Origin of the sequence: Pseudomonas sp. Teo4, from assembly GCF_034387475.1 — a bacterium.
Taxonomy (GTDB): Bacteria; Pseudomonadota; Gammaproteobacteria; order Pseudomonadales; family Pseudomonadaceae; genus Aquipseudomonas.
Map to the genome: position 1 here is coordinate 121,119 of NZ_JAXCIL010000002.1, position 26,650 is coordinate 147,768.

The 26,650-nt window shown below is 62.2% G+C and carries 25 protein-coding genes and 1 riboswitch; of the genes, 8 read left to right on the top strand and 17 right to left on the bottom strand.

Annotated elements, in window-relative coordinates:
• Positions 1-289: 289 nt before the first annotated feature.
• The 6 genes from PspTeo4_RS16920 to PspTeo4_RS16945 all read right to left on the bottom strand — a co-directional run bounded on the left by PspTeo4_RS16920 (position 290) and on the right by PspTeo4_RS16945 (position 11,060).
• The gene (locus PspTeo4_RS16920; protein WP_322365026.1) at positions 290-982 is read right to left on the bottom strand and encodes a HAMP domain-containing sensor histidine kinase; all 693 of its coding nucleotides are present in this window, start codon (positions 980-982) and stop codon (positions 290-292) included.
• Complete coding sequence (locus tag PspTeo4_RS16925; RefSeq protein WP_322366880.1) at positions 979-2,586, bottom strand: response regulator; 1,608 nt, start codon at positions 2,584-2,586, stop codon at positions 979-981. The genes PspTeo4_RS16920 and PspTeo4_RS16925 overlap by 4 nt, the downstream gene beginning before the upstream one ends.
• 162 nt (positions 2,587-2,748) lie before the next feature.
• Positions 2,749-5,466: a LuxR C-terminal-related transcriptional regulator gene (locus PspTeo4_RS16930; protein ID WP_322365027.1), complete on the bottom strand. Its 2,718-nt coding sequence runs from the start codon at positions 5,464-5,466 to the stop codon at positions 2,749-2,751.
• A 260-nt stretch (positions 5,467-5,726) separates the two neighbouring features.
• Complete coding sequence (locus PspTeo4_RS16935) at positions 5,727-7,091, bottom strand: DUF1329 domain-containing protein (protein ID WP_322365028.1); 1,365 nt, start codon at positions 7,089-7,091, stop codon at positions 5,727-5,729.
• 17 nt (positions 7,092-7,108) lie between these two features.
• On the bottom strand, positions 7,109-9,046 hold the full coding sequence (locus PspTeo4_RS16940) for a DUF1302 domain-containing protein (RefSeq protein WP_322365029.1): 1,938 nt from the start codon (positions 9,044-9,046) through the stop codon (positions 7,109-7,111).
• Between the two features lie 331 nt (positions 9,047-9,377).
• Positions 9,378-11,060 (bottom strand): fatty acid--CoA ligase, encoded by a 1,683-nt coding sequence (locus PspTeo4_RS16945; protein WP_322365030.1) that lies wholly within the window; start codon positions 11,058-11,060, stop codon positions 9,378-9,380.
• A gap of 158 nt (positions 11,061-11,218) precedes the next feature.
• Here PspTeo4_RS16945 and PspTeo4_RS16950 point away from each other — a divergent pair, with 158 nt between their 5' ends.
• From PspTeo4_RS16950 to PspTeo4_RS16960, 3 genes are all read left to right on the top strand, one after another.
• Positions 11,219-12,184 (top strand): 2-hydroxyacid dehydrogenase, encoded by a 966-nt coding sequence (locus tag PspTeo4_RS16950; RefSeq protein ID WP_322365031.1) that lies wholly within the window; start codon positions 11,219-11,221, stop codon positions 12,182-12,184.
• 52 nt (positions 12,185-12,236) lie between these two features.
• The gene (locus PspTeo4_RS16955) at positions 12,237-13,235 is read left to right on the top strand and encodes a class I SAM-dependent methyltransferase (RefSeq protein ID WP_322365032.1); all 999 of its coding nucleotides are present in this window, start codon (positions 12,237-12,239) and stop codon (positions 13,233-13,235) included.
• Between the two features lie 39 nt (positions 13,236-13,274).
• A riboswitch (yybP-ykoY riboswitch) is annotated at positions 13,275-13,394 on the top strand.
• Between the two features lie 91 nt (positions 13,395-13,485).
• A complete protein-coding gene (locus PspTeo4_RS16960; RefSeq protein WP_196172254.1) occupies positions 13,486-14,067 on the top strand; it encodes a TMEM165/GDT1 family protein in 582 nt (193 codons plus the stop codon).
• A gap of 329 nt (positions 14,068-14,396) precedes the next feature.
• Here the strand turns inward: PspTeo4_RS16960 and PspTeo4_RS16965 are convergent, their stop codons facing one another.
• The 4 genes from PspTeo4_RS16965 to PspTeo4_RS16980 all read right to left on the bottom strand — a co-directional run bounded on the left by PspTeo4_RS16965 (position 14,397) and on the right by PspTeo4_RS16980 (position 16,368).
• Positions 14,397-15,212: a M48 family metallopeptidase gene (locus PspTeo4_RS16965; protein ID WP_322365033.1), complete on the bottom strand. Its 816-nt coding sequence runs from the start codon at positions 15,210-15,212 to the stop codon at positions 14,397-14,399.
• Between the two features lie 74 nt (positions 15,213-15,286).
• A complete protein-coding gene (locus PspTeo4_RS16970; protein ID WP_322365034.1) occupies positions 15,287-15,907 on the bottom strand; it encodes an SOS response-associated peptidase in 621 nt (206 codons plus the stop codon).
• Between the two features lie 15 nt (positions 15,908-15,922).
• Positions 15,923-16,183, bottom strand: coding sequence for a putative signal transducing protein (locus PspTeo4_RS16975; RefSeq protein WP_322365035.1), 261 nt, complete (start codon positions 16,181-16,183; stop codon positions 15,923-15,925).
• Entirely contained in the window at positions 16,183-16,368 is a 186-nt protein-coding gene (locus tag PspTeo4_RS16980; protein WP_322365036.1) for a CPXCG motif-containing cysteine-rich protein, read from the bottom strand. The genes PspTeo4_RS16975 and PspTeo4_RS16980 overlap by 1 nt, the downstream gene beginning before the upstream one ends.
• 122 nt (positions 16,369-16,490) lie before the next feature.
• Here PspTeo4_RS16980 and PspTeo4_RS16985 point away from each other — a divergent pair, with 122 nt between their 5' ends.
• Positions 16,491-17,660, top strand: coding sequence for a 1-acyl-sn-glycerol-3-phosphate acyltransferase (locus PspTeo4_RS16985; protein ID WP_322365037.1), 1,170 nt, complete (start codon positions 16,491-16,493; stop codon positions 17,658-17,660).
• 77 nt (positions 17,661-17,737) lie between these two features.
• Here PspTeo4_RS16985 and PspTeo4_RS16990 read toward each other — a convergent pair whose 3' ends face one another.
• Positions 17,738-17,998: a hypothetical protein gene (locus PspTeo4_RS16990; protein ID WP_322365038.1), complete on the bottom strand. Its 261-nt coding sequence runs from the start codon at positions 17,996-17,998 to the stop codon at positions 17,738-17,740.
• A 205-nt stretch (positions 17,999-18,203) separates the two neighbouring features.
• Entirely contained in the window at positions 18,204-18,788 is a 585-nt protein-coding gene (locus PspTeo4_RS16995) for a YajG family lipoprotein (protein ID WP_322365040.1), read from the bottom strand.
• 145 nt (positions 18,789-18,933) lie between these two features.
• On the opposite strand from PspTeo4_RS16995, the gene PspTeo4_RS17000 reads away from it, so the two are divergent.
• Together PspTeo4_RS17000 and mqo are read left to right on the top strand one after the other, a co-directional pair.
• Positions 18,934-19,167: a hypothetical protein gene (locus PspTeo4_RS17000; RefSeq protein WP_322365042.1), complete on the top strand. Its 234-nt coding sequence runs from the start codon at positions 18,934-18,936 to the stop codon at positions 19,165-19,167.
• Positions 19,168-19,770: 603 nt separating this feature from the next.
• The gene (gene mqo, locus PspTeo4_RS17005; RefSeq protein WP_322365043.1) at positions 19,771-21,276 is read left to right on the top strand and encodes a malate dehydrogenase (quinone); all 1,506 of its coding nucleotides are present in this window, start codon (positions 19,771-19,773) and stop codon (positions 21,274-21,276) included.
• Positions 21,277-21,426: 150 nt separating this feature from the next.
• On the opposite strand, the gene PspTeo4_RS17010 is transcribed toward mqo, so the two are convergent.
• The 4 genes from PspTeo4_RS17010 to PspTeo4_RS17025 all read right to left on the bottom strand — a co-directional run bounded on the left by PspTeo4_RS17010 (position 21,427) and on the right by PspTeo4_RS17025 (position 23,429).
• Entirely contained in the window at positions 21,427-21,717 is a 291-nt protein-coding gene (locus PspTeo4_RS17010; RefSeq protein WP_322365045.1) for a PA4642 family protein, read from the bottom strand.
• 68 nt (positions 21,718-21,785) lie between these two features.
• Positions 21,786-22,256 carry a hypothetical protein gene (locus PspTeo4_RS17015; RefSeq protein WP_322365047.1) on the bottom strand — a complete coding sequence of 157 codons (471 nt, stop codon included), beginning with the start codon at positions 22,254-22,256 and terminating at the stop codon, positions 21,786-21,788.
• Between the two features lie 139 nt (positions 22,257-22,395).
• Entirely contained in the window at positions 22,396-22,869 is a 474-nt protein-coding gene (locus PspTeo4_RS17020; protein WP_322365049.1) for a WbuC family cupin fold metalloprotein, read from the bottom strand.
• A 2-nt stretch (positions 22,870-22,871) separates the two neighbouring features.
• Positions 22,872-23,429, bottom strand: a complete 558-nt coding sequence (locus tag PspTeo4_RS17025; protein WP_322365051.1) for a hypoxanthine-guanine phosphoribosyltransferase — start codon at positions 23,427-23,429, stop codon at positions 22,872-22,874.
• A gap of 162 nt (positions 23,430-23,591) precedes the next feature.
• Between PspTeo4_RS17025 and upp the strand changes: the two genes are divergently transcribed.
• Both upp and PspTeo4_RS17035 read left to right on the top strand, forming a co-directional pair.
• The gene (gene upp / locus PspTeo4_RS17030; RefSeq protein ID WP_023382340.1) at positions 23,592-24,230 is read left to right on the top strand and encodes a uracil phosphoribosyltransferase; all 639 of its coding nucleotides are present in this window, start codon (positions 23,592-23,594) and stop codon (positions 24,228-24,230) included.
• Between the two features lie 2 nt (positions 24,231-24,232).
• A complete protein-coding gene (locus PspTeo4_RS17035) occupies positions 24,233-25,507 on the top strand; it encodes a uracil-xanthine permease family protein (RefSeq protein ID WP_322365054.1) in 1,275 nt (424 codons plus the stop codon).
• A gap of 121 nt (positions 25,508-25,628) precedes the next feature.
• On the opposite strand, the gene hemH is transcribed toward PspTeo4_RS17035, so the two are convergent.
• Positions 25,629-26,642: a ferrochelatase gene (hemH, locus tag PspTeo4_RS17040; RefSeq protein WP_322365056.1), complete on the bottom strand. Its 1,014-nt coding sequence runs from the start codon at positions 26,640-26,642 to the stop codon at positions 25,629-25,631.
• Positions 26,643-26,650: the final 8 nt, after the last annotated feature.

Genomic DNA, 26,650 nt, shown 5'->3' on the forward strand with positions numbered 1-26,650 from the left:
GCGCAGATCGAGCGCCGCCCGCGCGGCGCATCGCGAGCAAGGCTCGCTCCTACGCTTGTTCCGGGCCAATTATTTCAGTGAGATTCGCGCGCGACCGCTTGGGTGCATGGCGCAATAACACGTCTTACAAACAAGGCGGTCGCGCGGGTCTGCCACTGGCGTTACTGGCCAAAAACAAACGTAGGAGCGAGCCTTGCTCGCGATGCGCCGCGCGGGCGGCGCTCGATCTCCCAGGCGCTAAAAATCCACCAGCATCCCCCAACGGCCCCAACGCAACTCCCAACCAGCCTCAAGGCAAATACAACCTGAACAACCCTCCCCCAAGCGCCCCGCCATTGGCAATCTCGATCCGCCCACGCACGCCATTGCGTTCATGCAACGCCGCAATCCTGGCCGCGAAGTACAGGCCGAGCCCGGTGCTGCCACTTTGCGCATCGATCCCCTGCACATAGTCCAGTTGCCGTTCGAGCATGCGTGGCGGATAACCCGCACCGTCATCGTTGACACTGATCACCAGCTGCTCGCCCTCTTCCTCGATACTGATCAGCAGGGCGTGACCGGCATATCGGATGGCGTTGGTAAGCACATTGGCCACCACCGTGGCGACCAGTTCACGGTCGAAGAAGCCCAACGGGCTTTCACTTTCGATACGCCAGGTGGCGAGGATATCGCGGTGCTTGAGCACCTCTTCGTGAGCGGCGAGCTGGGCTTCGATGAAGTCGTCCAGCTCGTGGTAGTCCGGGCACACCGGCAACTGGTTGACGCCCAGTTTGTAAAGACCCAGCAGTTGCACCAGCATGCCGTTGAGATGACGAAACTCGTGCTCCATCACCCCTTGCTCGGTGCCACCGCGCAGCTCTTCAGGCAGGCGCGCCAGCCACTGGTCGTGCGCCTGAATCAACGCTGAAAGCGAATTCTTGACGTCATGCACGGTGGAGGCGATCACCGAAGAGAAATCCAGCCCCTGATTGTCCTGACTCATGCGCCGAAAATCCGGATGTGCAGTTTGCGGTAGCGGTCGTAACGGCTGTCACTGGCCGGGATGCCGGCCACGCTGCTCAGGCAACTGCGGCACTCTTGCATGATGACGGGCGACGGGTTCTCGCCGCCGATGCGCAACAATGCCTGGGCGGTGTTCAGCGCGATACTGATGTTTTTCGGCTGCAAGCCCAGGGCCTTGCGGAACATATCGAGCGCCTCGTTCAATTGGCCGCCCTGGTAGCTGCGCACCCCTTGACGATTGAGGTCGACAGCCTCGGTGACGGCGCCGAGTACCGTTGGGTCGTCGGTCAGCTTGGCGACACTTTGCATGACCTTGGGGTCGTCCCCGTAGGTTTCCACGCAGCCCTTGAGGATCGCGCCGCCCGCAGCCTCCTGACCAAGCGATTGCAACTGCTTGGCCACGGTAAGGGCAGCCTCCACCGAGAAGAACTGCTCCATCTTGTCCAGACGCTGCATGGCTTGTTCGGTCAGTTTGGCGGCGGTTTCGGCATCACCTGCCTGCTGCAGGCTGGCGGCCTTCATCAGGCGGGCACGCACCTGCAGGCCCTGGTCCTCGACGTTCTCCTTGGCCACCTCGCTGAGCACCGTGTTGATCTCGACGCGGGTGCGGGCATCCAGGCCGAAACCTGTGTTCTTGCTCATCAACGCCTGGACCAGGCCGAGGTTGCTTTCGGCATCCTTGTAGCGCGAACTCTGGCCCTGATTCACCGCGTGACGGTAGGCCTTGGAAGCGCTTTCAAAATCTTCGTTGCCCAGTGCCAGCTTGCCCAGTGCAGCCTGGCGCCTTACCGCGAGCGGCGACAGGCGCACCGCTTCTTCCAGCATGTGCTGGGCGCGCTTGGTCTCTCCTTGGGCCACCAGCACCTCGGCCATGCCATCGTACAGCGCCGGCATGATCGGGAAGGCCTTGAGCGCCTGCTCATACACGCCTTGGGCCTGGGCGTGCTGGCCACGCTTGTGCAGCAGGCTGCCCAGGGCCGAATAGGCCCACGGCTGGGGCCGGCTGGCGAGAATGGCCTTGAGGAACTTGTCCAATTCGTCGAAGCGGCCAAGGTCGCGCAGGGCATCGGCCCGGAAGCGCAGGCACAGCGGGGCGAAGCGTGGGTCCTGCTTGCACAGTTCAGCGCACGCAGCCAGCACCTCGGCCGGGCGACCACGGTCCAGAGCCTGGAGAATCGGCTTGAGCAAGGTCTTGCGCTGCACCAGTTTTTCCAGGCGCTGAGCCAGACCTACGCGGTTGAACGGCTTGGTCAGGTAAGCGTCGGGCTCATGCTCGATTGCGCTGAGTACGATGGCCTGGCTGCTTTCGGCCGTGACCATGATGAACACGCACTCATGGCTGATCAGCTTGTCGAGAATCAAGTCCTCGAGCACCTGCTGGCCGTTCTTCTTGCCGTCACCCAGGTGAAAGTCCTGGAGGATGAAGTCGTAGCGCTTCTGCCCGCACATGCGGATGGCCTGTTCGCCGCTGTCGGCGGTGTCTACGTCGCGCACACCCAGCTCACGCAACATGGAACGGGTCGACGTGCGAAAGTCGGTGAAGTCGTCGACGATCAGAAAGCTCTTTTGCCCGTACTGCAGCATCAACACGACCTGTCTTGGGATAATTGGAAAATGGCGCGTGGCGATGCGTACCGCCGAATTTTTTATCGGCAGCACTTCAGGAAAGATGAGCCCAGAGAACGCGACGCCCAAACAATGGCACTAGGCCATTATTTTATCGGGCAACAGCCCACAGAGCCAGCGTCAGGCCAGCAAGCCCAGCGACTTGGCCTTGGCCACGGCCTGAGTACGCCGTTCCACCCCCAGTTTGCTGTTGATATGGCTGGCGTGGGTCTTGACGGTATGCAAGGAAATGAACAATCGCTCGCTGATCTGCTGGTTTGAGCAACCTTGGGCAATCAGCTCCAATACCGCCAACTCCCGGCTGCTCAGGGCTTCCCCACTGCCAGCGCTGGCCAACGGCAGTTCGGGCAAACGCGCCATCAACTCAGCTTGGGCATAGCCGCCAGCATTCGCCAGCAGCTGTTCACGCAACCACAGAGGGTGCGCCTCGATCAGACGCTGGAAGGGTTGCAACACGCCCCCTTGTGCGGCCTTGAGCGCTTTGGGCAACAGTGCCGAGGCTTGTACCTCCTGCCCTTGCTCCAGCAGCAGGGCGATCCACTGGCACAACGCGAACACCGTGAGCATCATCCCGCCACTGGCCTGGCCTTGCTCGACCAGGTTCGAAAGACGCCGCACCGCGTCTTCGCTGCGTGCCTGGATACGCTCGAGCAGTGCCTGCTGCAGCTCAATGTGCAACGGCAACAAGGGGTGGAACTCCGGAGCGGCTGCCGGTTGTTCGCCGCCATAGGTCTGCCCCAGGCGCAGCAGCCACGACTCTGCCAGGTCGGTGCGCCCTTGGGCCAACCACAACTCGCATTTCACCAGGGTGATCATGGCCAGGTAGTAGATCGGCGGCACGTCCCAGATGTGCATCAACCTTTCAGCCTCGGCCAGTTCGGCGAACGCTTCGGCAAACTGGCCTTCACGGCCATCGAGCGAGGCGATGACGCAGTGCCCGATCAGGACGCTGATATCGCGACAGGCTCGCGCCTCGCCGAGCCCTGCCCGCAAGCGCGCACGCCCTTGGGCTGGCTGCATGCACGACGCCAGCAGGTAGCCTTCGTACAGCGTCAGCCGCGCCCGAACGGCATACAAACGCTGGGCAGACAGCCCTTGTAGTCGCATCAGTCCCTGGCGAACCTCGTCCAGGGCCCGAAGCACCTCGCCACGGGCATGCAGGACACGAGCACGGTCGTAATAGGCCAATGCCTCGAACAACGGGTTTCCGACCCGCTGGGCCAGCTCAAGCGCTTCGCGGTTCCAGCCCCGAGCGCGCCAGAAATCGGCATCGGCGACGGCCAGGTTGGAAAGGGTCGAAAGGCAAACCAGACGTTGGCCGTAGCGCTTGCTTGGCAAGCTCTGCAATGCCTCCCCGCAATAGGCCAACGTGCGCCCACGGTCACCACGGCCACGGGCAATTACGCCGCTCAGAGCCAACCATTGGGCCAGCATGGATTTCTGCGCAGTGGCCGAAGGTGCCGGCAGGAATCGGCTGAGATAACCCGCCAGTTCCTCAGCGGCATCCAGCTGGCAGGCCAGCCCCAGCGCCCAGCTGTACAAAACGATCAGGCGTGGCGTGCTGATCAGCAGGCTGTCCGGCAGGTCCATCTTCCAGCGCAGCAACATGCCGACGTTCTGTTCGGCCAGCAGCTGTTCTTCCGACAGGCTCTGCACCAAGTCGGCGGCCACATCGAGGTGACCGGCGCGCAGGGCTTGCTCCACCGCTTCATCCAGCAGGCCTTGGGACTGGAACCAGCGGCAGGCGCGCAAATGCAGGCGAGCCGGGGGTTCACTGGCCTGGCGACTGCGCAGCAGGTCAGAGAACAGGTGATGGTAGCGGAACCAGTGGCCATGCTCGTCCAGGGGCACCAGAAACACCTGGTGGGCCTGGAGGAAGCGCAAAATCGTGGCGCTGTCGTGGCGCTCGCGCAAGGCGTCGCACAGCTGGGCGCAAAAACGTTCCTGGCAGGCGGTGTCGTAAAGGAAGGCTTGTACGTCCGCCGGCAGAATGTCGATGACCTCCTCCAGCAGATAATCGCGGATCAGCCCCTCACCGCCATGCAAGGCCTGGGGCAAGGCATGTTCATCGCCGGACTCACTGGCCGCCAGTTGCCAGAAGCGCAGCCCCGCCACCCAGCCATCGCTGCGCTGGATCAGGTTATCCAGGGCTTGGCCACGCAACCCTGTGGGTTGCCGGCCAATCACCGCGAGGGATTCGTCCGGCGTCAATCGCAGCTCTTGCTCATTGAGTTCGACCAGTTGCCGCGACAGGCGAAGGCGCGCCAGGTGCCAGTCTGGCCGCTGACGGCTGGTGATCAACAGCACCAGCCCATTGGGCAGGTGGTTGAGGAAGAACTGCAGGCAGCGGTCGAGCACCGGCCCCTGCGCCAGGTGATAGTCATCCAGCACCAGCAGCAACGGGGTATCGGGTTGCAGGTACAACGCCAGTTCGTCGAGCAGGCCGTCGATCCATTCCTCGAACGCGAACGGCTGATGGCGCTGACGCATTTTCAACAGCCCCATGGCCTGGCCGCCCAGCGCCGGGCAGAACTGCTGCAGGCCCTCGAGCAGGCGTTCGAGAAAACGCCCGGGGTCAGCGTCACGCCGGCTCAAGCCGAGCCAGAGGCTGCGCCAGTGGTCAGGCAGTGCCTGGCTGAATTCAATGGCCAGCGAGCTTTTGCCAAACCCGGCCGGAGCATTGAGCAACAACAAGCGCCCCGCCAGCCCTGCGTGCAAACGCTGGCACAAGCGAGGTCGCGGTACGTGACCATCCGGCAGCGGTGGCCGGAAGAAACGCCCGTCCAGCAGGCCCAGGGCCTGGCTGGCGAATCCATGCGTACGGGACAAATCTGTCATGGCCGGCTCGTTCTAGTGGGAAGACTACGGCAGTACGGATTGTTGCGAGACTAGCGGGTAACTTGGCGCATTTGAAGATGATGGGCGCCATTGGCACAAAAAAGACTACAACAAAAAGCAACAATGCCGATGGACAGGGCCTGTGGCGGGGGTTTGGCGGGATATTCAGCAGAGTGATTGGCCTGTTCCCGCCAAGAACAGAAACGCCCCGGCAAGCCGGGGCGTTCTGGGAGGTTACAAGGCGTTGATCTGGTTGACGGTCAGCGTACCCCCGCCTGGCGCAGCGCTGCTGGCTGGAAATCAGCCTTGCTGGCACTGAAGCCGAAGTCGTAGGCGCGTTTTTCTTCGTTCTTCATGCCCAGCGCCAGGTAGCGGCCCGACTGCAGGTCATAGATGGCTTCCAGCGTGTACCACGGCACCTGCACGTTGTAGTAATCCTGGGAGTGAGCCTCGGACACCCGCCACAGTTGGCCACGACCGTCGTACTGGTCGATCACCGCAGCTTGCCAGGTGTCTTCGTCGATGTAGAAATCACGCTTGGCGTAGATGTGGCGCTGGCCTGGTTTGAGGGTTGCAACCACATGCCACACCCGACGCAGCTCGTAGCGCGCGAGGTCCTGGTTGATGTGGCCGGCTTTGAGGATGTCGGCGTACTTGAGTTTCGGGTCGTCGAGCTTGTAGGCGTTGGAGGCGATGAACATCTCCTTCTTGCCTTCGAGCTTCCAGTCGTAACGGTCCGGTGCGCCGTTGTACATGTCCAGGTTATCCGAGGTACGCAGGCCATCGGCCGCAGTACCCGGGCCGTCGTAGGACACCTGTGGCGCCTGGCGCACACGACGTTGGCCGGCGTTGTAGATCCAGGCCTTGCGTGGCTCCTTCACCTGATCGAGGGTTTCGTGCACCAGCAGGACCGTGCCCGCCAGACGCGCCGGCGCCGTCACTTCCTGCTTGAAGTAGAACAGGATGTTGCCGGGGTTGTTCGGGTCGTAGTCCTTCATCTTGTCACGGAAGACGAACTGGTCGGCGAAGTACACCAGGCTGTAGGAGCCGTTCTGCTGTGGCGTAGCCTGGGTCACCAAGCGGCTCACGCTGCCCCCGCGGTAGCGGGTGATATGGTTCCAGACCACCTCCAGGCCACTTTTCGGAATCGGGAAAGGTACCGCGGTCCTGAAGTTGTTCAGACCGTTACCGCCTTCGACCAGGGTAGTCTTGGTGGCGTTTTCCTTGATGGCGGCAAACACGTCATCCGGCACGGTGGCGCCGCGATGGGTCGGGTAGACCATGATCTTGAAGGTGTCGGGGTAGCGTTTGAACATCGCCACCTGGCCAGGGGACAGCTTGTCCTTGTACTGGTCGACGTTCTGCGCGGTGATGGTGAACTTGGGCTTTTCACTGCCGTACGGGTCGGACAGGAAACCTTTGGCGTCGACGCTGCCGGCAGTCTTCGACAGCGGTTGCCAGGCGGTGATGGAGCCGTCGGCGTTTCCGGCCTTCTCGGCGCCCATCGGCGTCAGGGTGCTACCCAGCTTGGCCGCTTCGTCGGCGGAAACCGCAGCCATGACGCTGGTTGCCAGCAGGGACAGGCCCAGCACACCGGCTTTCAGCAGACTTTTGGTTGTGTTCATTGTCTGTCTCGTCCTGATTAGAAGTTCATGCCGAAGCTGAGGGCGACGAAGTCGCGGTCATCCACGGTGGTGTACTTGCCGTCGAAGAAGTTGGTGTACGACAGGCTGGCGGTGTAGGTGTTCTGGTACTCGGCGTCCAGGCCCAGGCTGACGGCCTTGCGGCCTTCCTCGAAGTTGCCGCCGGGGCCTGGCGAGTAACCGTCGACGTCGTGGGACCACGCCACGCTGGGGCGCAGGTTCACGCCAGCGAAGACGTTGTTGTAGTCCCAGATGGCGCGAACGCGATAACCCCAGGAGTCGGTGGTGGTGAAGCCATCGTTTTCGCAGTAGCGCGACAGGTTGTTCTGTGCACCACCCGCCAGCGTGCTGGCGTTGAGCGTCTGGCAAGTGCCATTGGGCAGCGGCCCTGGGCCGTACACCGGGTCACGCCCGTAGCGCAGCTTGGAGGTGCTTTCCAGGCCACCGACGTGGGTCCAGCCCACCTCGCCCACCATGGTCAGACGCTCCGCCCCCATCACCTGGTCGAAGAAGTGAGTGAAGGTGGTTTGCAGTTGGGTGATTTCCTTGCGGCGATAGCCAGGCTGGTCGGTGTCGGCCTGCCCCTGCAAGACCGATGCATCGGGGTTGAGCGGCGTCAGGCCCGAATACAGGATATCGGTGGTGTTCAGCTGCACTGGCGCGTTCGGCCGGTAGCTGATCTCGCCGCTCCACGCCGTGCCGGTGGGCAAGGTGGTAGAGAAGCTCAGGCCATACAGGCGAATGTCCTCGGGATACTCCACGTAGTAGCTGGAGTTGCCCGCCACATACAGCGGCATCAGCGCCTGGAGCAGTGCCGGGTTGGTCGCGGCGGCAGCTGGAACCCCGGCGGCGATCAAGGCCCCGGCCAGGTTGCCCGGCTGGTAGAAGCCGGCCGCGGCGCCACGACCGCTGAAGATCGGCGCACGGCTGTGATAGTTCATGAAGTAACCACCGAACTCGGTGTTCAGCGGTTCGTACATGTAGCGCAGGGCTACGCCGAACTGGCCGCTGTCACGGGCATCACGGTCGGCACCACGCCTTACGATCACACCCTCGTCAGGTGAGCCCCAGGTTACGCCTTGCCCGGCCAGTGCATTCATGGCCGGCCCGGCGAACGGACCGATCTGTGCGCCAAGGCGGCTCGCCACGGCATCCTGCGTGGCCAGTACTGCCAGGTTGTTGTTGCAGCCATCGGCGATCACGTCAGGCTGGGAGAAGAACGTACCGCAGTTGTCGACGACGGTCTGGTCCCACTCCAGCTGGTAGAAGCCTTCCATGGTCAGGTTGTCGGTGACGCTCTGCGACAGGTAGAACATGTTGACCGGAATCAGGCCTTCCTTGATTTCCGCACCTGGACGGCGGAAGGCCGAGACATCGATCGGGTTGATGGCGTTGATGCCGCCGCCGATGAAGGTACTTTCGCCCCAGCTCACCACCTGTTTGCCGAAACGGACGGTGCCGGGCAAGTCACCCAGGCTGTAGTTGTGATAGATGAACGCGTCGAGGATTTCCCCGCCCGCAGACTTGGCGCCTTCCTTGCGGTTGGAGTCACTGATGTCCTTGAACTCGCGGTGTTCGTCCTTGAGCTCGAAGTCGTACCAGTACTTGCCGCGCACGAACACACCTGTGTCACCGTACTTCAGTTCGAGGTCGTGGATACCCTTGAAGATCTTCGAGAAGGTCTCGCCCTTCTTGAAGTTCAGATGCCCGTCGTCGGAGGTCTGCGACAGACCATGGCCACCGTTGTTGACCCCGATGAGGTTCTTGTTGGGGTTGGCGGTCGACCAGCTGGCGCCAATGGAGAGCGACGAGTCGAACTGGCCTTCGATTTCTCCGATGTTGAAACTGACCGCGAAAGCTGGACTTGCGAGCGTAGAAGCGAGGCTGACGGCCAGGGGCAGCTTGGCCCGGCGCCAGAACAGGTTTGCAGATTTCATCGACGCTACTCCATGTACTTTTTTGTTATGGCAGTGAGTCCTTTCAGAAACGGCCCGTGCGACCGGTTTGCAGGTGTTTACCTGCGGCGACACGTGTTGCGCATGTCGCCCTCCCCCATTCCTGAAAAATCCCCTGGCCTCGACTATAGCCAGCAGGCACAGGTGCTTGATCCCTCTAAAGTGTGATTTGCGTTCCGTGCCGCCAACGCGTCCCGCGGTATTGCGCACGACACCCCGGCAGTGCTGAAGCATGGCGCATTTTCATCGTTTGGCAAGGCTCTACCGCTCTAGCATGCGGGTCGCAACCACAGGGAAGCGACCCGCGAGGGTGTTACAGGGTCGACAGGAACGCACTGTTACTGGCTTGCCACTGGACGATGTCCTGGCGAATGCGCTTCTTGTCGAGTTTGCCGACACTGGTCTTGGGAATTTCAGTAACAACGGCGATCTGGCTTGGAATGGCCCACTTGTTGATGTGCCCTTCCTCGACAAATGGCTTGAGATGCTCCTTGAGGCCTTTGGCGTCGATCGCCTGCCCATCGCGCACCACCAGCAAGGCAAACGGGCGCTCGCCCCATTGCGGGTCGGCAACCCCCACCACAGCCACTTCGCGCACGGCGGGGTGGCGGCTGATCAGGTCTTCCAGGTCCAGCGAGGAAATCCATTCGCCGCCGGTCTTGATCACGTCCTTGATGCGGTCGCGGATATCGATGTAACCCATGCCATCAAGGGTCGCCACATCGCCGGTATGCAGCCAGCCACCCGCCCACAGCTCCTGGCTTTTTTCCGGTTCCTTGAAGTAGCCCATGGTCAGCCATGGCGCACGCAGCACCAACTCGCCCTGGGTTTCACCATCGGCGGGGAGGAAGTTGCCATCGCCATCGACGATCGCCGCCTCCACCAACGGTACCGGCACACCGGCCTTGATCCGGTAGGTGACACGCTCGTCCTCGCTGCCGGCCTGCAACTCGTCGTTCAGGTGCGCAGCAGAGATCAGCGGGCAGGTTTCGGACATGCCGTAGGCAGCCGTGAGCTGAATGCCACGGGCCAGGGCGGCGTCGTACAGGGAGCGGTTGAGCGCGCTGCCGCCGATGATGATTTTCCAACCACCGAAATCCTGGCCTTGCGACGAAGGGCAGTTGAGCAGCATCTGCAAAATGGTCGGCACGCAGTGGGAGAAGGTGACCTTTTCCTCGCGCCACAGCTTGACCAGCATGTCCGGCTCGTAGCGCCCCGGATACACCTGCTTCATGCCAAGCATGGTAGCCGCGTACGGAATGCCCCAGGCATGCACATGGAACATCGGGGTAATGGGCATGTACACATCATTGCTGCCCAGCAGCCGCACGCTGTCGATGCTGCCGGTGACCGAGGCTTCGGCCAGGGTGTGCAGCACCAGTTGCCGATGGGTGAAGTACACCCCCTTGGGGTTACCGGTGGTGCCAGTGGTGTAGAAGGTGGTGGCCACCGAATTCTCGTCGAAATCGGGGAAGTCGTAGTGTGGGCTGGCGGCTGCCAGCAACTGTTCATATTCACCGACCAGGTTGGGCAAGTCGGCAGTCTTGTCCGGGCCGTCGGTCAGCAGCAGCGTCTTGTCGACCGTGGTCAGCTGCCCCGCAATGGCCTGGTAAAGGCCAACGAAATCACTGTTGACCAGCACGAAGCGGTCTTCGGCATGGTTCATGGTGTAGAGGATTTGGTCAGGCGACAGTCGCACGTTGATGGTGTGCACCACCGCACCAATCATCGGAATGGCGAACATGCACTCCAGGTAGCGGTGGCTGTCCCAGTCCATCACCGCGACGGTGTCACCGGCTTTGACCCCTGCGGCAGTCAGCACATTGGCCAGCCGGGCAATGCGTTCATTGAGCTGTGGATAAGTCAGCCGCAGCTGGTCGCGATAGACGATCTCGCGTGTCTTTTCATAGCGGCTGCCCGACATCAGCAGGCGTTTGATCAACAACGGGAAGGTGTAGGCGCCCTCGGCGGGCTTGATGATGCGGGTCTGCAACATGGGGATCCCTTTTCTTGAAAGCGTGTCGGACAACTCTGAAACCAACTCTAGTCGGCCAATGTGAGGGCTAAATCAGCCAAAGGAATGATTTGGCGCAACGCAGGTATGAGTGGCATTGTTCGGATGTTGACCCTCCTCAACCCCACCGGAGCTTTCTGATGCCCAGCCCGCGTCGCGCCGTGTTTCTCGACCACCTGTCACTGGACCTAGGCGACCTCGACCTGTCGCCCCTGCAAAGCCAGTTCGACGAATTCCAGCTGTTCGATTCAACCCGTCCGGAGCAGGTCGCAGAGCGCCTGCAGGGCGCCGTCGCGGTCGTCAGCAACAAGGTGCTGCTCGACGCCGCGACCCTGGCAGCCAACCCACAGCTCAAGCTGATTCTGGTGGCAGCCACCGGCACCAACAACGTCGACCTGGAGGCGGCACGCGCACAAGGCATCACCGTCTGCAACTGCCAAGGCTATGGCACCCCCTCGGTAGCACAGCACACCCTGGCCCTGCTGCTGGCCCTGGCCACGCGACTGTGCGACTACAACCAGGCAGTGGCCAACGGCCAATGGGCCAAGGCCAGCCAGTTCTGCCTGCTGGACTTCCCGATCGTGGAGCTGGAGGGCAAGACCCTCGGTTTGCTCGGCCACGGTGAGCTGGGCGGGGCAGTGGCGCGCCTGGCCGAAGCCTTCGGCATGCGCGTGCTGAGCGGGCAGATCCCAGGCCGCCCGGCACGTGACGACCGCCTGCCGCTGGACGAACTGCTGCCGCAGGTCGATGCCCTGACGCTGCACTGCCCGCTGAACGAGCACACCCGGCACATGATCGGTGCCGACCAGTTGGCCCTGCTCAAGCCCGGCGCCCTGGTGGTCAACACCGCCCGTGGCGGCCTGATCGATGAGCAGGCCCTGGCCGACGCCCTGCGCAATGGCCACCTGGGCGGCGCGGCCACCGATGTGCTCAGCGTCGAACCACCGGTCGACGGCAACCCGCTGCTGGCCGGCGACATCCCTCGTCTGATCATCACCCCGCACAGTGCCTGGGGTGCCGTGGAGTCGCGCCAGCGTATCGTCGGCCAGTTGAGCGAAAACGCCCAGGCCTTCTTCGCCGGCCAGCCTCGTCGCGTGGTCAGCTGAGCGCAGCCCCCACCTCTGTTACACTTCGCCCCTTTTTCAGGAGGCGTCGTCCATGGACCCGCGCAGTGAAGTATTGCTCCGCCAGGCGGACCTGTTCCAGGGTCCGCTGCTGATCGCCGGCGCCCCCGCCGACGGCCTGCTTGGCCAGTTGCCAGGGGCCCATGGCTGGACCTGGCATGCGGGCGACCAGACGATGCTCGAAAGCCGCTTCCCGGGGCGCAGCCATTACGCTGTCGACGCGCCCCAAGTGGCGTTCGACGCGGCGGTGTTGTTCCTGCCCAAGTCCCGCGAACTGGCGGCCTACCTGCTCAACGCCCTGGCTTCGCGGCTGCAGGGCCGCGAGCTGTATCTGGTCGGCGAAAAACGCGGCGGCATCGAGGGCGCGGCCAAGCAGCTTCAAGCCTTTGGCAAGCCACGCAAGCTCGACAGCGCGCGGCATTGCCAGCTGTGGCAGGTGACAGTGGACAATGCCCCTGACGCCAAACCTCTGGAATCCCTGGCCGAACGCTTCGAGCTGGCTCTGGAAGATGGCCCCTTGCAGGTGGTCAGCCTGCCTGGTGTGTTCAGCCACGGCCGGCTGGATCGAGGCACCGCTCTGTTGCTCAAGCATCTGGATCAACTGCCGGTTGGCAATGTGCTGGACTTCGGTTGTGGCGCTGGCGTACTGGGGGCCACGGTCAAGCGGCGCTACCCGCAAAGCCAGGTCACCCTGCTCGACGTGGATGCCTTCGCGGTGGCCGCCAGCCGACTGACCCTGGCAGCCAATGGCCTGGAGGGTGAGGTGATCAGCGGTGATGGCATCGACGCAGCGCCCCGTGACCTGAGCCTGATCCTGAGCAACCCACCGTTCCACACCGGCGTTCATACCAATTACCAGGCATCAGAAAACCTGCTGAAAAAGTCGGGTGAACATCTGCGAAAAGGTGGCGAAATTCGCCTTGTCGCCAACAGCTTCCTGCGCTACCAGCCATTGATCGAAAGCGCTCTTGGCCACTGCCACACCCTCGCCGAAGCCGACGGGTTCCGAATCTACAAAGCAACACGCGGATAAAAACAGGGCTTGCCGAAACCGTTTCGGCTAGGCAGAATCCGCACCGTCCTAGGGGAGTAGTCTCCCGCGAGCGCCCTGCTCGCCCGGTACGCGTCAACACACTTGGCCCACAGGCCATGGCGCGTGCGACCCACGATCTGCGCAGACAGATCCAGGGTTTGACAAGACCTATGACACGCACACCTTACCCGGGGCGGGGAGGCTGTACGTGTCATAGCCGTGTCGACCCGCCCCCGTAGGAACCCTGATGCTGGAATCTCTGCTCGTCCCCACCGCAATCGTTGCCCTCGCCGAAATTGGCGACAAGACGCAATTGCTCGCGCTCATCCTCGCTGCACGCTTTCGCAAGCCATGGCCGATCATCGCCGGCATCATCGCTGCCACCTTGGCCAACCATGCGGCGGCTGGCGCCGTGGGCGCATGGGTCAGCGGGTTCTTCAGCGAGACCATGCTGCACTGGATTCTGGCGGCAAGCTTCACCGCCACGGCCCTGTGGACCCTGGTGCCGGACAAGATGGACGACGATGAAAACCCGGCCCGCCGTTTCGGCCCGTTCCTGACCACCTTGATCGCCTTCTTCCTGGCCGAGATCGGTGACAAGACTCAGGTGGCCACGGTAATGCTGGCAGCCCAGTACCCACACCTGATCATGGTTATCATCGGCACCACCTTGGGCATGCTGATTGCCAACGTGCCGGTGGTGCTGGCGGGTAATTTCGCGGCGGAGAAACTGCCGCTGGCACTGATTCGTCGACTGGCGGCTGCCGCGTTCTTCGTGCTGGCGGTCGTGGCCGTGTACTCGGCGATGAAGGCCAGTGGTTGGGTGGGGTAAAAAGTGGGCCCTGGGGCCGCCTTGCGGCCCAATCGCCGGCAAGCCGGCTCCCACATGGACCGCGCCGACCTTGAGTTCACAGCAGTACCTGTAGGAGCCGGCTTGCCGGCGATGGGGCCGGTACAGACAACACAAGACAGTTGCTCCCACAACAACCGCGCCGATCTTGAGATTACCGCGACCTGCAGGAGCCGGCTTGCCGGCGATGGGGCCGGTACAGACAACACAAGACAGTTGCTCCCACAACAACCGCGCCGATCTTGAGATTACCGCGACCTGCAGGAGCCGGCTTGCCGGCGATGGGGGCTGCACAGCAGCCCCCGCTCTCGCTATTTCTTGGCAGCTTCGTACAGCGGCATCACCTTCGGAATGGCCGCCTGCAGCGATGCAATCCGGCTGCTGGACGCCGGGTGAGTGCTCATGAACTCAGGCGGTGCGCCCTCGGAAGCCTTGCTCATCTTGTTCCACAAGGTGATCGCGGCATTCGGGTCGTAGCCGGCACGGGCCGACAGCTCCAGGCCAATCAGGTCGGCCTCGTTCTCGTTGGAGCGGCTGTTGGGCAAGGTCATGGCGTAGTTCACCACGGCGTCGGCCATGGCCATGCTGCCCTGGCCAAGGCCGAACAACGCGCCGGCACCCTGACGGGCCATCTCCACGCCATAAGCCTTGGACATCGCTTCGCGGCTGTGCTCACGCAAGGCGTGGGCGATCTCGTGGCCGACCACGGCGGCGATCTCGGCGTCGGTCAGCTTGAGCTGATCGATCAGGCCGGTGTAAACGATGATCTTGCCACCTGGGCCACAGTTGGCGTTGAGCTCATCGCTCTTGATCACGTTGACTTCCCATTGCCATTGAGCGGCATCTGGTCGGAAAAACGGAGCCTGGGCGATCAGACGGTCAGCAATGGTACGGACCCGCTTGGCATCGCTGCTGGACTTGTCCAGAACGCCTTTGTTCGAGGCTTCACCAAGGGTCTGCTGGTACGACTGGGCGTACATCTGATTGACCTCATCGGTCGAAAGCATACTGAACATGTACTGCTGGCGCTGGACACCGACGGCACCGCCGCTGGTGGTGTTCACCGCCTGGCAGCCGGCCAGCAGGATGCCAGCACTCAACAGGCTGACAACGAACGACTTACGCATGAAAACACTCCCTTTTTACATGCGGCGTATCCTAGGCCGAGTCCCCTGCCCCCCGCCATAGCCGCAGGTAAGATTTATGCCGGAGTCAGACACTCGGGCGCATCCAGTTTCGGGTCATTGACGAAGTTCGCCAGCGCCCGTTCGCGCAAGGTGGCCGGCGGGCTCGCCAGCAATTCGTGCAACCGTGGCACAGGTGTGTCAGGGTCAAGCCAGGCCGCCTGCCCTGCGGCGTCCAGAATCAACGGCCGACGCTGGTTCATGGCCGCTTGGGTCACTACCGCGCAACTGAGCCACACCTGATCCTGCACCGGGTAAGCCTCCCAGACGGCAGCGAAATACAGCGACGCCCCCTCACCCGGCGTCAACCAGTAGGGGCGTTTGCGCACGCTGCCACGCCACTCGTAGAAGCCGTTGGCCGGCATCAGGCAGCGGCGCTGACGGAACGCCTCGCGGAACATCGGCTGTTCGGCGAGCGTCTCGGCGCGAGCGTGGGCTGGGGTGCGGGACAAATCAGTGAGCCAGGCCGGCGTCAGCCCCCAGCGCGCCTTGTCCAGTCGCTGCTCGCCTTCCAGCTGGCGCTGGATCAGCACCGAAGCGCCGGGCGAGATGTTCCATTGGGCCGGCTGGCCGGCGGGGAAGCCTGGCAGGTTGGCAAGCGCCTGGGGCCAGCGAAACAGGGCGTAACGTCCACACATGGGCGAATTCAGAACCTAGCAGATCAAGGTACCGGGAAAACTCTCCGGTTCGTCGCCGGCAAGCGGCTGGGCATCATTGTACGCCTCGATCAGATGCCGTGCGTAACCAGCCTGCTCGTCAGGCACGGCAAGGCCAAGCAACCCTTGCACCGGCAGCTCACCTACGCCGCCCATCAGGTCGCGCCCCACCAGGTGCACCTCGACACCTTCGCTGGCCAGCATTCCCAGCAGCATCTGCGCCTCCAGCAGGCTTTCCGGATCGTAGATTCGCTGCATCAGGCATCATCCTCACGTCTGACTTCGAGCATCCATTCGTCACCATGCACCTGCAGAATGAACACCACAGGCTGGCAGCACACCTGGCAATCCTCGGTGTAGACCTGGTCGCCACCGGACAGATCGACAGTAGTTTCCACGCGTTCGCCACAATAAGGGCAATCATAGAAGTCGATTTCCAGCATCGCGGCCTCCGCAGTGACTTATGCGTATAATTGCCGGTCTGTTTACAGGGCCTGCGAGTGTCCGAGCCGTTTTTCGGACCCCGTCCCTACTTTATTACCCTAGCCGTTTCCAACAAGAGAGCATGATGGGCGAATTCGATGCCATCCGACCGTACGACGACGCTGAGGTCCCTGCCGTTCTGGCACGCCTGCTCAGCGACCCGGCATTCCTCGATATCCTCACCCACTTCCGCTTCCCGCGTGCGGCGGGCCCGCTCGGCTGGCTGCTCAAGCCGCTGATCGCCCGTCGCCTGCGCAAGGAGTTCGCTGGCGTCACTTGCGTCGCGACCTTGCAGGACAAGGTTGAATACTACGTCGACCACACCATCGAACGCGCCACCGATGGCGTGACCTATTCCGGCGTCGAGCAGCTCAAGTCCGGTACGGCGTACCTGTTCCTGGCCAACCACCGCGACATCGTCATGGACCCGGCCTTCGTCAACTACGCGGTGTACCACGCCGGCCTGCCGACGCCGCGCATCGCCATTGGCGACAATCTGCTGCAAAAGCCCTTCGTCAGCGACATGATGCGCCTGAACAAGAGCTTTATCGTGCACCGCTCGCTGAGTGGTCGCCGCGAGAAACTGGCGGCCTACCAACTGCTCTCGGCCTACATCAATCATTCGATCCGCAATGACTGCGTATCGATCTGGATTGCCCAGGCCGAAGGCCGCGCCAAGGACGGTGACGACCGCACCGACTCGGCGATCCTCAAGATGTTCCACATGAGCCGCAAGGACGAGCCGTTCGGCGCGGTGATCCAGGGCCTGAACCTGATTCCGGTCTCGATCAGCTACGAATACGACCCTTGCGACCTGGCCAAGGCGCGCGAGCTGTACATCCGTGCGACCACCGGCACTTACAAGAAAGCGCCCGGCGAGGACGACAACAGCATCGCCAAGGGCATCACCGGCTACAAAGGCCGCGTGCACATCAACTTCGCGCCGCCGGTGACCGAGTATTACGAGGACACCAAGCAGTTGGCGCAGGAAATCGACCGGCAGATCCTCGGCGGTTACCGGTTGTTCCCGGTGCACTACCTGGCCTATGCCATGTGGGCAGAGAAAGATGAAGCACTGCAGGTGCCGAGTGCCGAGCAGGTGTTCCCGGCAGAAGAACTGGCCAAGGCCAAGGAAGAATGGCAGCGCCGTCTGGAGGCGTGCCCTGAAGAACAGCGGCCTTACCTGGTATTGCAATATGCAACACCGGTGCGCAACCAGTATCAGGTCAAGCAGCAGGCGCAGGTCGCCTGATCAAAGAGGGCTGCTATGCAGCCTGATCGCCGTGGCGACGAACCGCGGCGATTGGGCTGTGCATGCACCCTTGCCGGCTAGAGCCAGGTGCTGAACCAGGACAGCAGCAGTGCCATGGCCAGGCACGAAAAACCAAGAATGTAGTAATAGCGCGGCACCCGCTGATCGAAGGCATCCACCACACCCTCGTCGACCGCCAGGCTCTCACGGGCAACCACTTCGCGGCGCCGGGCGCTTTGCAGCAGTAGTCCACCTGGGCACGTCATCAACAGCGCCAGCAGGTTGATCAGCTTGGTCGGGTGGGCGGCCAGGAAGCCCCAGAGCACTTGCAACGACATCACGCAACCTCGGTTTGAACGACAGCGAAGGCCGGCATTCTACCCAAGTCCGGTTGCGTCGCTCGGCCGAGGCGACAAAGTGTCATTTAATTTCATCTGTCACACGCTCGTCATTGGCAGGCCCGCGAAAGGGTCGGCGCAGACAACAAAAAAGCCCGCAACCTGAACACAGGCGGCGGGCTTTCTTCACTCAGCCAAGCAGTGCTTATTCGCCAAGCACCTGGCCGATGGTCGGGTCCTTGAACAGACGCGTCAGGGCATCGCTCAGCACATCGCTCACCAGCTTGGTGTTGGTTTCCTGGTTCGGCGCCATGCCGAAACGCTGGTCCAGCGACGCGCCATAACGGCCGCTGTAGCGGCGGTTGGCGTTGGACACGTCGGCACGGAAGGTGGCACCGATGGTCGCCTCGGTCACATACAGGTTCTCCTTGGGCGACTGGTATTTCAGTTCGGCCAGGGTCACGGTCAGCTGCGGTGCATTGTAGGCATTGGGGGTGGGGGTGAAGCCGAGCAGGCGCACGGCCGCTTCTGCCTGGGCTTGCAGCTTGGGCACGATGTCGTTGCCGCTGACGCTGATGGTGCTGGTTTCAGGGTACATGCCACCGCGGGTACCCAACGATTGCGAAGCCCGGCCATCGACGACCTTCACCACCACGGGCTGGCCATGGCCGACCGGCGCGAGCTGGGCAGTGAGCTTGGGTTGCGGGCTGAGTTGTTGCGGGCTGTGGGCACAACCGACCAGACTGAGGCTGGCCACGGCGATCAAACCGAACAACAGACGTTGCAACATGCGCGTTTCTCCAGAAAATGCGGCAAAGGCCCACAGTATACCCAGCCAGACACTGACCAGTCATCGGCCAGCCCCAGTTGTCACAATCGTTTCACCCCCCGCCATTATCCTTGCCCCAAGCCCGAACAGATCAGGACTCACCAGCATGACCTCGCTCTGGAACCTGCTATTCAAAAATCCGCGTCGCAACCGCTACGCACGCCTCGACGTCGACGGCAAATGCCTGGCCTTCAAGGAATGCCAGCAGCCTCCAAGCGGTCACGACTGGGTCCAGGTCAGCGAAATCCAGATGGCCTGGCTGGGCCATCCGCTGCCCGCCAATGCCCGGGTTTGCGCCCACGCAAGCAGCCGCTGGCAGCAGCGCACCCTGCCGGCCTGACAAACGCTGCAATAAAAACTACGAATAACGACCTTTCTGCCCGCGACATCGCTATAATCTCCCCCCGATTATAAGGACGTCTCCTGATCGGGCCCCGCATTTGCCGATTGACCCCGGCACCTTCAACGCTTCGCCCACAGAGAGCCTTCCACTCAGGTCTTGCATCGGCTGTCGTGCCTGCTTTTCCGGCCCTTCGCACTGCATGAACCTGTGGGTTGCCATCGCGCAGTCCCCTTTTGAGGTTCACGTCTCCAAAAGAGCGTGAAAAAACGGTTTTTCACAACTTCACGAGAGTGTGGCGAGCAAATGAACAGTCTGGCATGTGTAAAAGCGGCAGATGTGTCCCGAACAGCCCTGAACAGGCGGCTAACGCGTTCATCCCGGATGGATGTCTGAGGTCGTTCCATAACGCACGCACGACACCTTGACCATAAGTCGAATTGCCGCACCTGTGGCAAACGGCGTTCAATACCCGAACCCGAAGACTGATTGGCGGTGTCCGCGGAAGTTGCAAGAACTGCGAAAAGTCGGACATGGCGATCCTGGCAACCCTGGGGTCCTATGCTGTCAATTAGGTAGCTGTAGATTGTGGAGACGCGTTAAATGGCGCAGAACGAATCGGTTGATGTAGTACTGGTAGGCGCGGGCATCATGAGTGCCACCCTGGCCGTACTGCTCAAGGAGCTTGACCCGACCCTGAAGCTTGAGGTCGTCGAGGCGATGGACTCCGGAGCCGCGGAAAGCTCCAACCCCTGGAACAACGCCGGGACCGGCCATGCCGGCCTGTGCGAGCTGAACTACACGCCCCAGGCCGCCGATGGCAGCATCGACATCAAGAAGGCCGTGCACATCAACACCCAGTTCGAGGTCTCGCGCCAGTTCTGGGCCTACCTGAGCAAGAAAGGCAGCTTCGGCTCGCCGCGTGCCTTCATCAACCCGGTGCCGCACCTGAGCTACGTCGAAGGTGACAAGGGTATTTCCTTCCTCAAGAAGCGCTTCGAGCTGCTCAAGCAGCACCATGCCTTCGCCGAGATGGAATACACCGAAGACCAGTCGGTGATGAAAGAGTGGATGCCGCTGATGATGCCGGGCCGCCCGGCCGACCAGCGCATCGCCGCCACCCGCGTGCTCAAGGGTACCGACGTCAACTTCGGCGCCCTGACCAACAAGCTGCTCAAAGTGCTGGGCACAAGCCCGGACGCCCAGGTCAAGTACAGCAAGAAAGTCGTCGGCCTGCGCCGCAACGGCAGCAACTGGACCGTCAGCATCAAGGACGTCAACAGCGGCGGCAGCCGTGAAGTGGACGCCCGCTTCGTGTTCCTCGGCGCCGGTGGCGCGGCCCTGCCGCTGCTGCAAATGTCCGGCATCCCGGAAAGCAAGGGCTTCGGCGGCTTCCCGGTGAGCGGCCAGTGGCTGCGCTGCGACAACCCGGAAATCGTCAAGCAGCACCAGGCCAAGGTTTACAGCCAGGCCGCGGTTGGCGCCCCGCCCATGTCGGTACCGCACCTGGATACCCGCGTGGTCGATGGCAAGAAATCGCTGCTGTTCGGGCCATACGCCGGCTTCACCACCAAGTTCCTCAAGCACGGTTCGCTGATGGACCTGCCGCTGTCGGTTCGCATGGGCAACATCGGCCCGATGCTGGCCGTGGCCCGTGACAACATGGACCTGACCAAGTATCTGGTCAGCGAAGTGATGCAGTCGATGGAGCAGCGCCTGGAATCCCTGCGTCGCTTCTACCCGCAAGCCAAGGCAGAAGACTGGCGCCTGGAAGTGGCCGGTCAGCGTGTGCAGATCATCAAGAAGGACCCGAAAAAAGGCGGCGTTCTGCAGTTCGGTACCGAGCTGGTCTCGGCCCAGGACGGCAGCCTGGCAGCCTTGCTGGGTGCATCGCCGGGCGCTTCGGTGACCGTGTCGATCATGCTCGAGCTGATCGAGCGCTGCTTCCCGGAGCAAGCCAAAGGTGCCTGGGCAGCCAAGCTCAAGGAGATCTTCCCGGCTCGCGAGAAGACCCTGGCGAACGACGCCGCGCTGTACCACAAGATCAGTGCCGACAACGACGTGGCACTGGAACTGGAAGAAAGCAGCCCGGCCAAGCATTACGCCTGATCTGGTTGAAACGAAAAAACGCCCCTCGGGGCGTTTTTTTGTGCCTGGATCTTTGTCGGCCTGTACCGACCTCTTCGCGGGTAAACCCGCTCCCACAACTACCCCTGTGGGAGCGGGTTTACCCGCGAAAGGGCCGGTACAGGCAACCAATCAGCCCCGGGCTTTCTCGATGATCTCGATGTACTCAGGCGCATTGCGCTGGTCGGCGATCTGCTCGACGAAGGTCTTGCCGTGTTCGTCCTTGCCGTTCAGGTCGTAACCCGCCTCGACGAAGAAGCCGACAAAACGCTCGAAGTCGTCGACACGCAGGCCGCGGTAGGCCTTGACCAGCTTGTGCAGCGACGGCGAGGTCACGCCATCGGCCGGCTCGAACTGAAGGAACGACTTCACGTAGTCGTCGCTGATCTCGTCACCAATTACCTGCTTCTTGTCTTTACGCATTGCCGGCTCCAACTGGACCATCACGAAATTTCGAAGGCCGGCAGTTTACCCCCCTCGGGCGACACGCCTCAACGCGTACGTACGGTTCCGGTGTGCAGGTCGGCCCAGATATGGCCATTGGCGTAGGTCAGAAACTGCACATAGACGGTTTCATTACGCAGCAGGTCCATGACTACGCGGTAGTCGCTGACTGGGTAATTCAGGCTCAGGGTGCGGGTCTTCTCATCGTACACCGGCTTCTTCAGGCTCTTGCCAGGCTCACCATCGAAGGTGAGCAACACCTGGCCGATGGTCGCGCCCTTGCTCAACGGCTTACCCTTGAGGCGCATCTGCAACGAGGCCGTGATCGGAATCGGCTGCTGGTCGGACTGACGCTGGGCGCCCACCACCACCGAGTAGTCGGTCACTTGCAGCAATTGTTGGCCGGTCGGCGCTTCCTGGCGCAGGGACTGGTCATCGGGCGGGAGGAACTGGCTGTGCAACGGTGCGGCGGAAAGAGGCAGGCTGATCGCCAGCAGCAGGGGAAGAATCGCACGCATGTGAGGCTCCTTGGCATGAAGGAGCACTCTAGCATGCCGAGTTTTGCCTGTACCGGCCCTATCGCCGGCAAGCCGGCTCCTACAGGTAGTGCACAGACACTGTGGGAGCCGGCTTGCCAGCGATAGAGCCAGTAGCGGCTCAGTTGAACTGCGCGAGCATCCAGGCCAGATACTCGGGCACACCCTCTTCGCCTTCAAGCGGCGCCCACTGGGCGCGCTCACCCTCACCCAGTGCTCGGTAAGGCCCGGCCTTGCACTCGAACAGAATGCTGTCCGGCTCCAACACCACCAACCCATGGTAGAGACCGGGCGTGAGGTCCACACCCAAGCATTCGCCACCAGCTTGCAACACGCGCTTTTCGGTCACCCGGCCTTCTTCATCGAAAATCAGCAGGCCCAGGCGACCCTTGAGCACCAACAGGGTTTCAGCCTTGTCGGCGCTCAGATGCCGATGCGGCGCAATGTAGGTGGAGGGCTGCAAACCGACCGCCACTCGATGGCAGGGCTCATCCATTTCATGGAAGGTGTGGTGATGCCGCTGGCGCGGAACCTCGGCGGCTTGCTTGGCCAACCTGGCGAACAGCGCTTGGTCGATGAACGCAGGCTGGCGCATGGTTACATCCCCTTGACCGCGAAGATGCCATTGGCGTTACGCCAGTAGCCCTTGTAGTCCATACCATAGCCGAAGATGTAGCGGTCGACGCACGGCAGACCGACGTAGCTGGCCTTGAGGTCCGGGCTGGCTTTGCGGTCGTGGTCCTTGTCGATCAGCACGGCGGTGTGCACCGAACGGGCACCGGCGTGCTTGCAGAACTCGATGATGGCGCTGAGGGTGTGGCCTTCATCAAGAATGTCGTCGACGATCAACACATCGCGGTCGATGAACGACACTTCCGGCTTGGCCTTCCAGAACAGCTCGCCACCGCTGGTCTGATTGCGGTAGCGGGTAGCGTGCAGGTACGAGGCTTCCAGCGGGAATTGCAAGTGGGTCAGCAGTTTGCCGGCGAAGATCAGGCCGCCGTTCATCACGCAGAAGACCACCGGGTTCTTGTCGTGCAGGTCCTTGCAGATCTGCTCACCGACCTTGGCGATGGCCGCTTCGACCTCGGCTTCGTTGTACAGGCAGTCTGCCTCGCGCATGACTTGACGGATGTGCTCGAGATCAGCGGACATGGCGCTCTCCAGGGGGTGCATTTTGGAAAAGCGGGCAAAGGTACGCATCCGCTCGTCCCGAATCAAGCATTTATGGACTAACGTCCAGAATGACTGCACGACAGCACAGGCTGAATAGATTAATCTAGCGCGGTTTTTTTGCCCGCCTTTCGGAGCCCCCCTATGCCCACTCGTGAGATCCGCCATCCGCTGATCCGCCACAAGCTCGGCCTGATGCGCCGTGCCGATATCAGCACCAAGAATTTTCGCGAACTCGCCCAGGAAGTCGGCGCACTTCTGACCTACGAAGCCACCCAGGACCTGCCGCTCGAAACCTACGAAATCGACGGCTGGTGTGGCAAGGTTCAAGTGGAAAAAATCGCCGGCAAGAAGATCACCGTGGTGCCTATTCTTCGTGCTGGCATCGGCATGCTCGACGGCGTGCTCAGCCTGATTCCGGGCGCCAAGGTCAGCGCCGTGGGCGTTGCGCGTAACGAAGAAACCCTGGAAGCGCACACCTACCTGGAAAAACTCGCGCCGGACATCAACCAGCGCCTGGCCCTGATCATCGACCCGATGCTGGCCACCGGCGGCTCGATGGTCGCCACCATCGACCTTCTGAAAAAGGCCGGTTGCAAGGAAATCCGCGCCATGGTTCTGGTCGCGGCACCAGAAGGCATCGAAGTGGTGGAAAAAGCCCACCCTGACGTGCAGATCTACACCGCCTCGATCGACCAGCACCTGAACGAGCATGGTTACATCGTCCCAGGCTTGGGCGATGCCGGCGACAAGATCTTCGGCACCAAGCAGAAGGACGCCTGATCATGCAGGACGGCTTCAACGACCCGCTCTGGCGCCAGGTCGTTTCGGGCGCGCAGATGCTCTTCGTGGCATTCGGCGCGCTGGTGCTGATGCCACTGATCACCGGCCTCGATCCGAACGTCGCGCTGTTCACCGCGGGTATCGGCACCTTGCTGTTCCAGTTGGTCACCGGCCGGCAAGTACCGGTATTTCTGGCCTCGAGCTTTGCCTTCATCACCCCGATCATCCTCGCCAAGGGCCAGTTCGGCCTGGCCGAGACCATGGGCGGCGTGATGGCCGCAGGCTTCGTCTACACCTTCATGGGCCTGATGGTGAAGATCAAGGGCACCGGTTTCATCGACCGTATGCTGCCGCCCGTGGTGATCGGCCCGGTGATCATTTCCATCGGCCTGGCCATGGCGCCCATCGCTGCCAACATGGCCATGGGCAAGGCAGGTGACGGCAGTGTGCTGCTGCCCTACAAGACCGCCATGATGATCTCCATGCCGGCACTGCTGACCACCCTGATCGTCGCCGTGTTCGGCAAGGGCATCTTCCGCCTGGTGCCGATCATCGCCGGTGTATTGGTGGGCTTTGCCCTGTCGTTCGCCTTCGGCGTGGTCGACACCGCCAAGATCGCCGCCGCGCCGTGGCTGGAACTGCCCAACTTCACCGCACCCGCCTTCAACTGGCAGGCCATTCTGTTCATCGTGCCCGTGGCCTTGGCCCCGGCCATCGAACACATTGGCGGCGTGATTGCCGTGGGCAGCGTGACCGGCCGTGACTACCTGAAAAAACCTGGCCTGCACCGCACCCTGCTGGGCGATGGCCTGGCGACCACCGCAGCCGGCCTGTTCGGCGGCCCGCCCAACACCACCTACGCCGAAGTGACCGGCGCGGTGATGCTGACCAAGAACTACAACCCGAAGATCATGACCTGGGCGGCTATCTTTGCCATCACCCTGGCCTTCATCGGCAAGTTCGGCGCGCTGCTGCAGAGCATTCCGGTTCCGGTGATGGGCGGTATTCTCTGCCTGCTGTTCGGCTCGATTGCGGCGGTGGGCATGAACACCATGATCCGTCACAAGATCGACCTGGCCGAGGCGCGCAACCTGGTGATCGTTTCGGTGACGCTGGTGTTCGGTATCGGTGGCGTAATGATCGGCAGCGGCGACGGCCCGGACGATTGGGGCCTGAAAGGTATCGCGCTGTGCGCCATCGTGGCCATTGCCCTGAACCTGATTCTGCCGGGCAACGACGGTTGGAAGAAAAAACAGCTGGATGATCAAATGCCGTGATTGGCTGATCAGGCCCTATCGTCGCGGTTCGTCGCCACGACAAGCCGGCTCCCACAAGTGCTTCGGCAACTCTGTAGGAGCCTGCTTGCTGGTGATGAGACCAGCTCAAACAAGCAAAACCTCAAACCTTCTCGCACATCCCCGCCAGCACCCGCACCCACTCCGGGTGGTCATTAAGGCACGGCACCAGCACCAGTTCCTCACCGCCCGCCTCGACGAACTGCTCCTTGCCCCGATCGCCGATCTCTTCCAGTGTCTCGATGCAATCGGCGACGAACGCCGGGCACATCACCAGCAGCTTCTTCACCCCTGCCTTCCCCAGTTCGTCCAGACGCGTTTCGGTGTAGGGCTCGATCCACTTGGCGCGCCCCAAGCGGGACTGGAACGACACCGACCACTTGCCATCGGCAATACCCATGCTTGCCGCGAACGCCTTGGCCGTGGCCAGGCACTGCCCGCGGTAGCACACCGCACGCATCTCGGCGCTGGCATCCTTGCAGCAATCGGCGGCCTGGAAATCATGCTGGCCGGTCGGGTCGAGCTTTTTCAGGTGCCGTTCCGGCAGGCCATGGAAACTCAGCAACAGGTGATCGTAGTCCTGCTCCAGATACGGTTTGGCACTGGCAACCAGGGCGTCGATGTAGTCCGGGTGGTCATAGAACGGCTGCAGCACGCGCATTTGCAGGGGCAACTGGCGCTCGGCAATCGTCTGGTTCGCCAACGCCACCACGGTGGTGACCGTGCTGTCGGCAAATTGTGGATAAAGCGGCGCCAGGGTTACCTTGCGCACACCCTGCGCAGCCAGCCGCGCCAGCACATCCGGCAAGGCCGGCTCGCCATAGCGCATGGCAATTTCAACGGGGCCATGGGGCCAGTGCTCGACCATTGCCGCCTGCAGACGCCGGGTCAGCACCACCAGAGGCGAACCCTCGTCCCACCAGATCGAGGCATAGGCATGGGCCGACTGCTCCGGGCGCTTGATCAGGATCAGCGACACCAGCAGACGCCGCACAGGCCACGGCAGGTCGATCACATAAGGGTCCATCAGGAACTGGTTGAGGTAACGGCGCACATCGGCCACCGAGGTGGAGGCCGGTGAACCCAGGTTGACCAGTAGCAGGGCGTGATCGGTCATGCAGCGTC

Bases quoted from the DNA above. Each gene is read 5' to 3' on its own strand.
- mqo (WP_322365043.1), top strand. From the start codon at position 19,771: ATGGCGCAGAACGAATCGGTTGATGTAGTACTGGTAGGCGCGGGCATC.
- PspTeo4_RS16965 (WP_322365033.1), bottom strand. From the start codon at position 15,212: ATGCGTAAGTCGTTCGTTGTCAGCCTGTTGAGTGCTGGCATCCTGCTG.
- PspTeo4_RS16935 (WP_322365028.1), bottom strand. From the start codon at position 7,091: ATGAACACAACCAAAAGTCTGCTGAAAGCCGGTGTGCTGGGCCTGTCC.
- PspTeo4_RS17025 (WP_322365051.1), bottom strand. From the start codon at position 23,429: ATGTCCGCTGATCTCGAGCACATCCGTCAAGTCATGCGCGAGGCAGAC.
- PspTeo4_RS17020 (WP_322365049.1), bottom strand. From the start codon at position 22,869: ATGCGCCAGCCTGCGTTCATCGACCAAGCGCTGTTCGCCAGGTTGGCC.
- PspTeo4_RS16920 (WP_322365026.1), bottom strand. From the start codon at position 982: ATGAGTCAGGACAATCAGGGGCTGGATTTCTCTTCGGTGATCGCCTCC.
- PspTeo4_RS17010 (WP_322365045.1), bottom strand. From the start codon at position 21,717: ATGCGTAAAGACAAGAAGCAGGTAATTGGTGACGAGATCAGCGACGAC.
- hemH (WP_322365056.1), bottom strand. From the start codon at position 26,642: ATGACCGATCACGCCCTGCTACTGGTCAACCTGGGTTCACCGGCCTCC.
- upp (WP_023382340.1), top strand. From the start codon at position 23,592: ATGCCCACTCGTGAGATCCGCCATCCGCTGATCCGCCACAAGCTCGGC.
- PspTeo4_RS16975 (WP_322365035.1), bottom strand. From the start codon at position 16,183: ATGCAGCGAATCTACGATCCGGAAAGCCTGCTGGAGGCGCAGATGCTG.
- PspTeo4_RS16940 (WP_322365029.1), bottom strand. From the start codon at position 9,046: ATGAAATCTGCAAACCTGTTCTGGCGCCGGGCCAAGCTGCCCCTGGCC.
- PspTeo4_RS17000 (WP_322365042.1), top strand. From the start codon at position 18,934: ATGACCTCGCTCTGGAACCTGCTATTCAAAAATCCGCGTCGCAACCGC.
- PspTeo4_RS16930 (WP_322365027.1), bottom strand. From the start codon at position 5,466: ATGACAGATTTGTCCCGTACGCATGGATTCGCCAGCCAGGCCCTGGGC.
- PspTeo4_RS16980 (WP_322365036.1), bottom strand. From the start codon at position 16,368: ATGCTGGAAATCGACTTCTATGATTGCCCTTATTGTGGCGAACGCGTG.
- PspTeo4_RS16995 (WP_322365040.1), bottom strand. From the start codon at position 18,788: ATGTTGCAACGTCTGTTGTTCGGTTTGATCGCCGTGGCCAGCCTCAGT.
- PspTeo4_RS16955 (WP_322365032.1), top strand. From the start codon at position 12,237: ATGGACCCGCGCAGTGAAGTATTGCTCCGCCAGGCGGACCTGTTCCAG.
- PspTeo4_RS16970 (WP_322365034.1), bottom strand. From the start codon at position 15,907: ATGTGTGGACGTTACGCCCTGTTTCGCTGGCCCCAGGCGCTTGCCAAC.
- PspTeo4_RS16925 (WP_322366880.1), bottom strand. From the start codon at position 2,586: ATGCTGCAGTACGGGCAAAAGAGCTTTCTGATCGTCGACGACTTCACC.
- PspTeo4_RS17015 (WP_322365047.1), bottom strand. From the start codon at position 22,256: ATGCGTGCGATTCTTCCCCTGCTGCTGGCGATCAGCCTGCCTCTTTCC.
- PspTeo4_RS16945 (WP_322365030.1), bottom strand. From the start codon at position 11,060: ATGTTGCAGACCCGCATCATCAAGCCCGCCGAGGGCGCCTACACCTTC.
- PspTeo4_RS17035 (WP_322365054.1), top strand. From the start codon at position 24,233: ATGCAGGACGGCTTCAACGACCCGCTCTGGCGCCAGGTCGTTTCGGGC.
- PspTeo4_RS16985 (WP_322365037.1), top strand. From the start codon at position 16,491: ATGATGGGCGAATTCGATGCCATCCGACCGTACGACGACGCTGAGGTC.
- PspTeo4_RS16990 (WP_322365038.1), bottom strand. From the start codon at position 17,998: ATGTCGTTGCAAGTGCTCTGGGGCTTCCTGGCCGCCCACCCGACCAAG.
- PspTeo4_RS16950 (WP_322365031.1), top strand. From the start codon at position 11,219: ATGCCCAGCCCGCGTCGCGCCGTGTTTCTCGACCACCTGTCACTGGAC.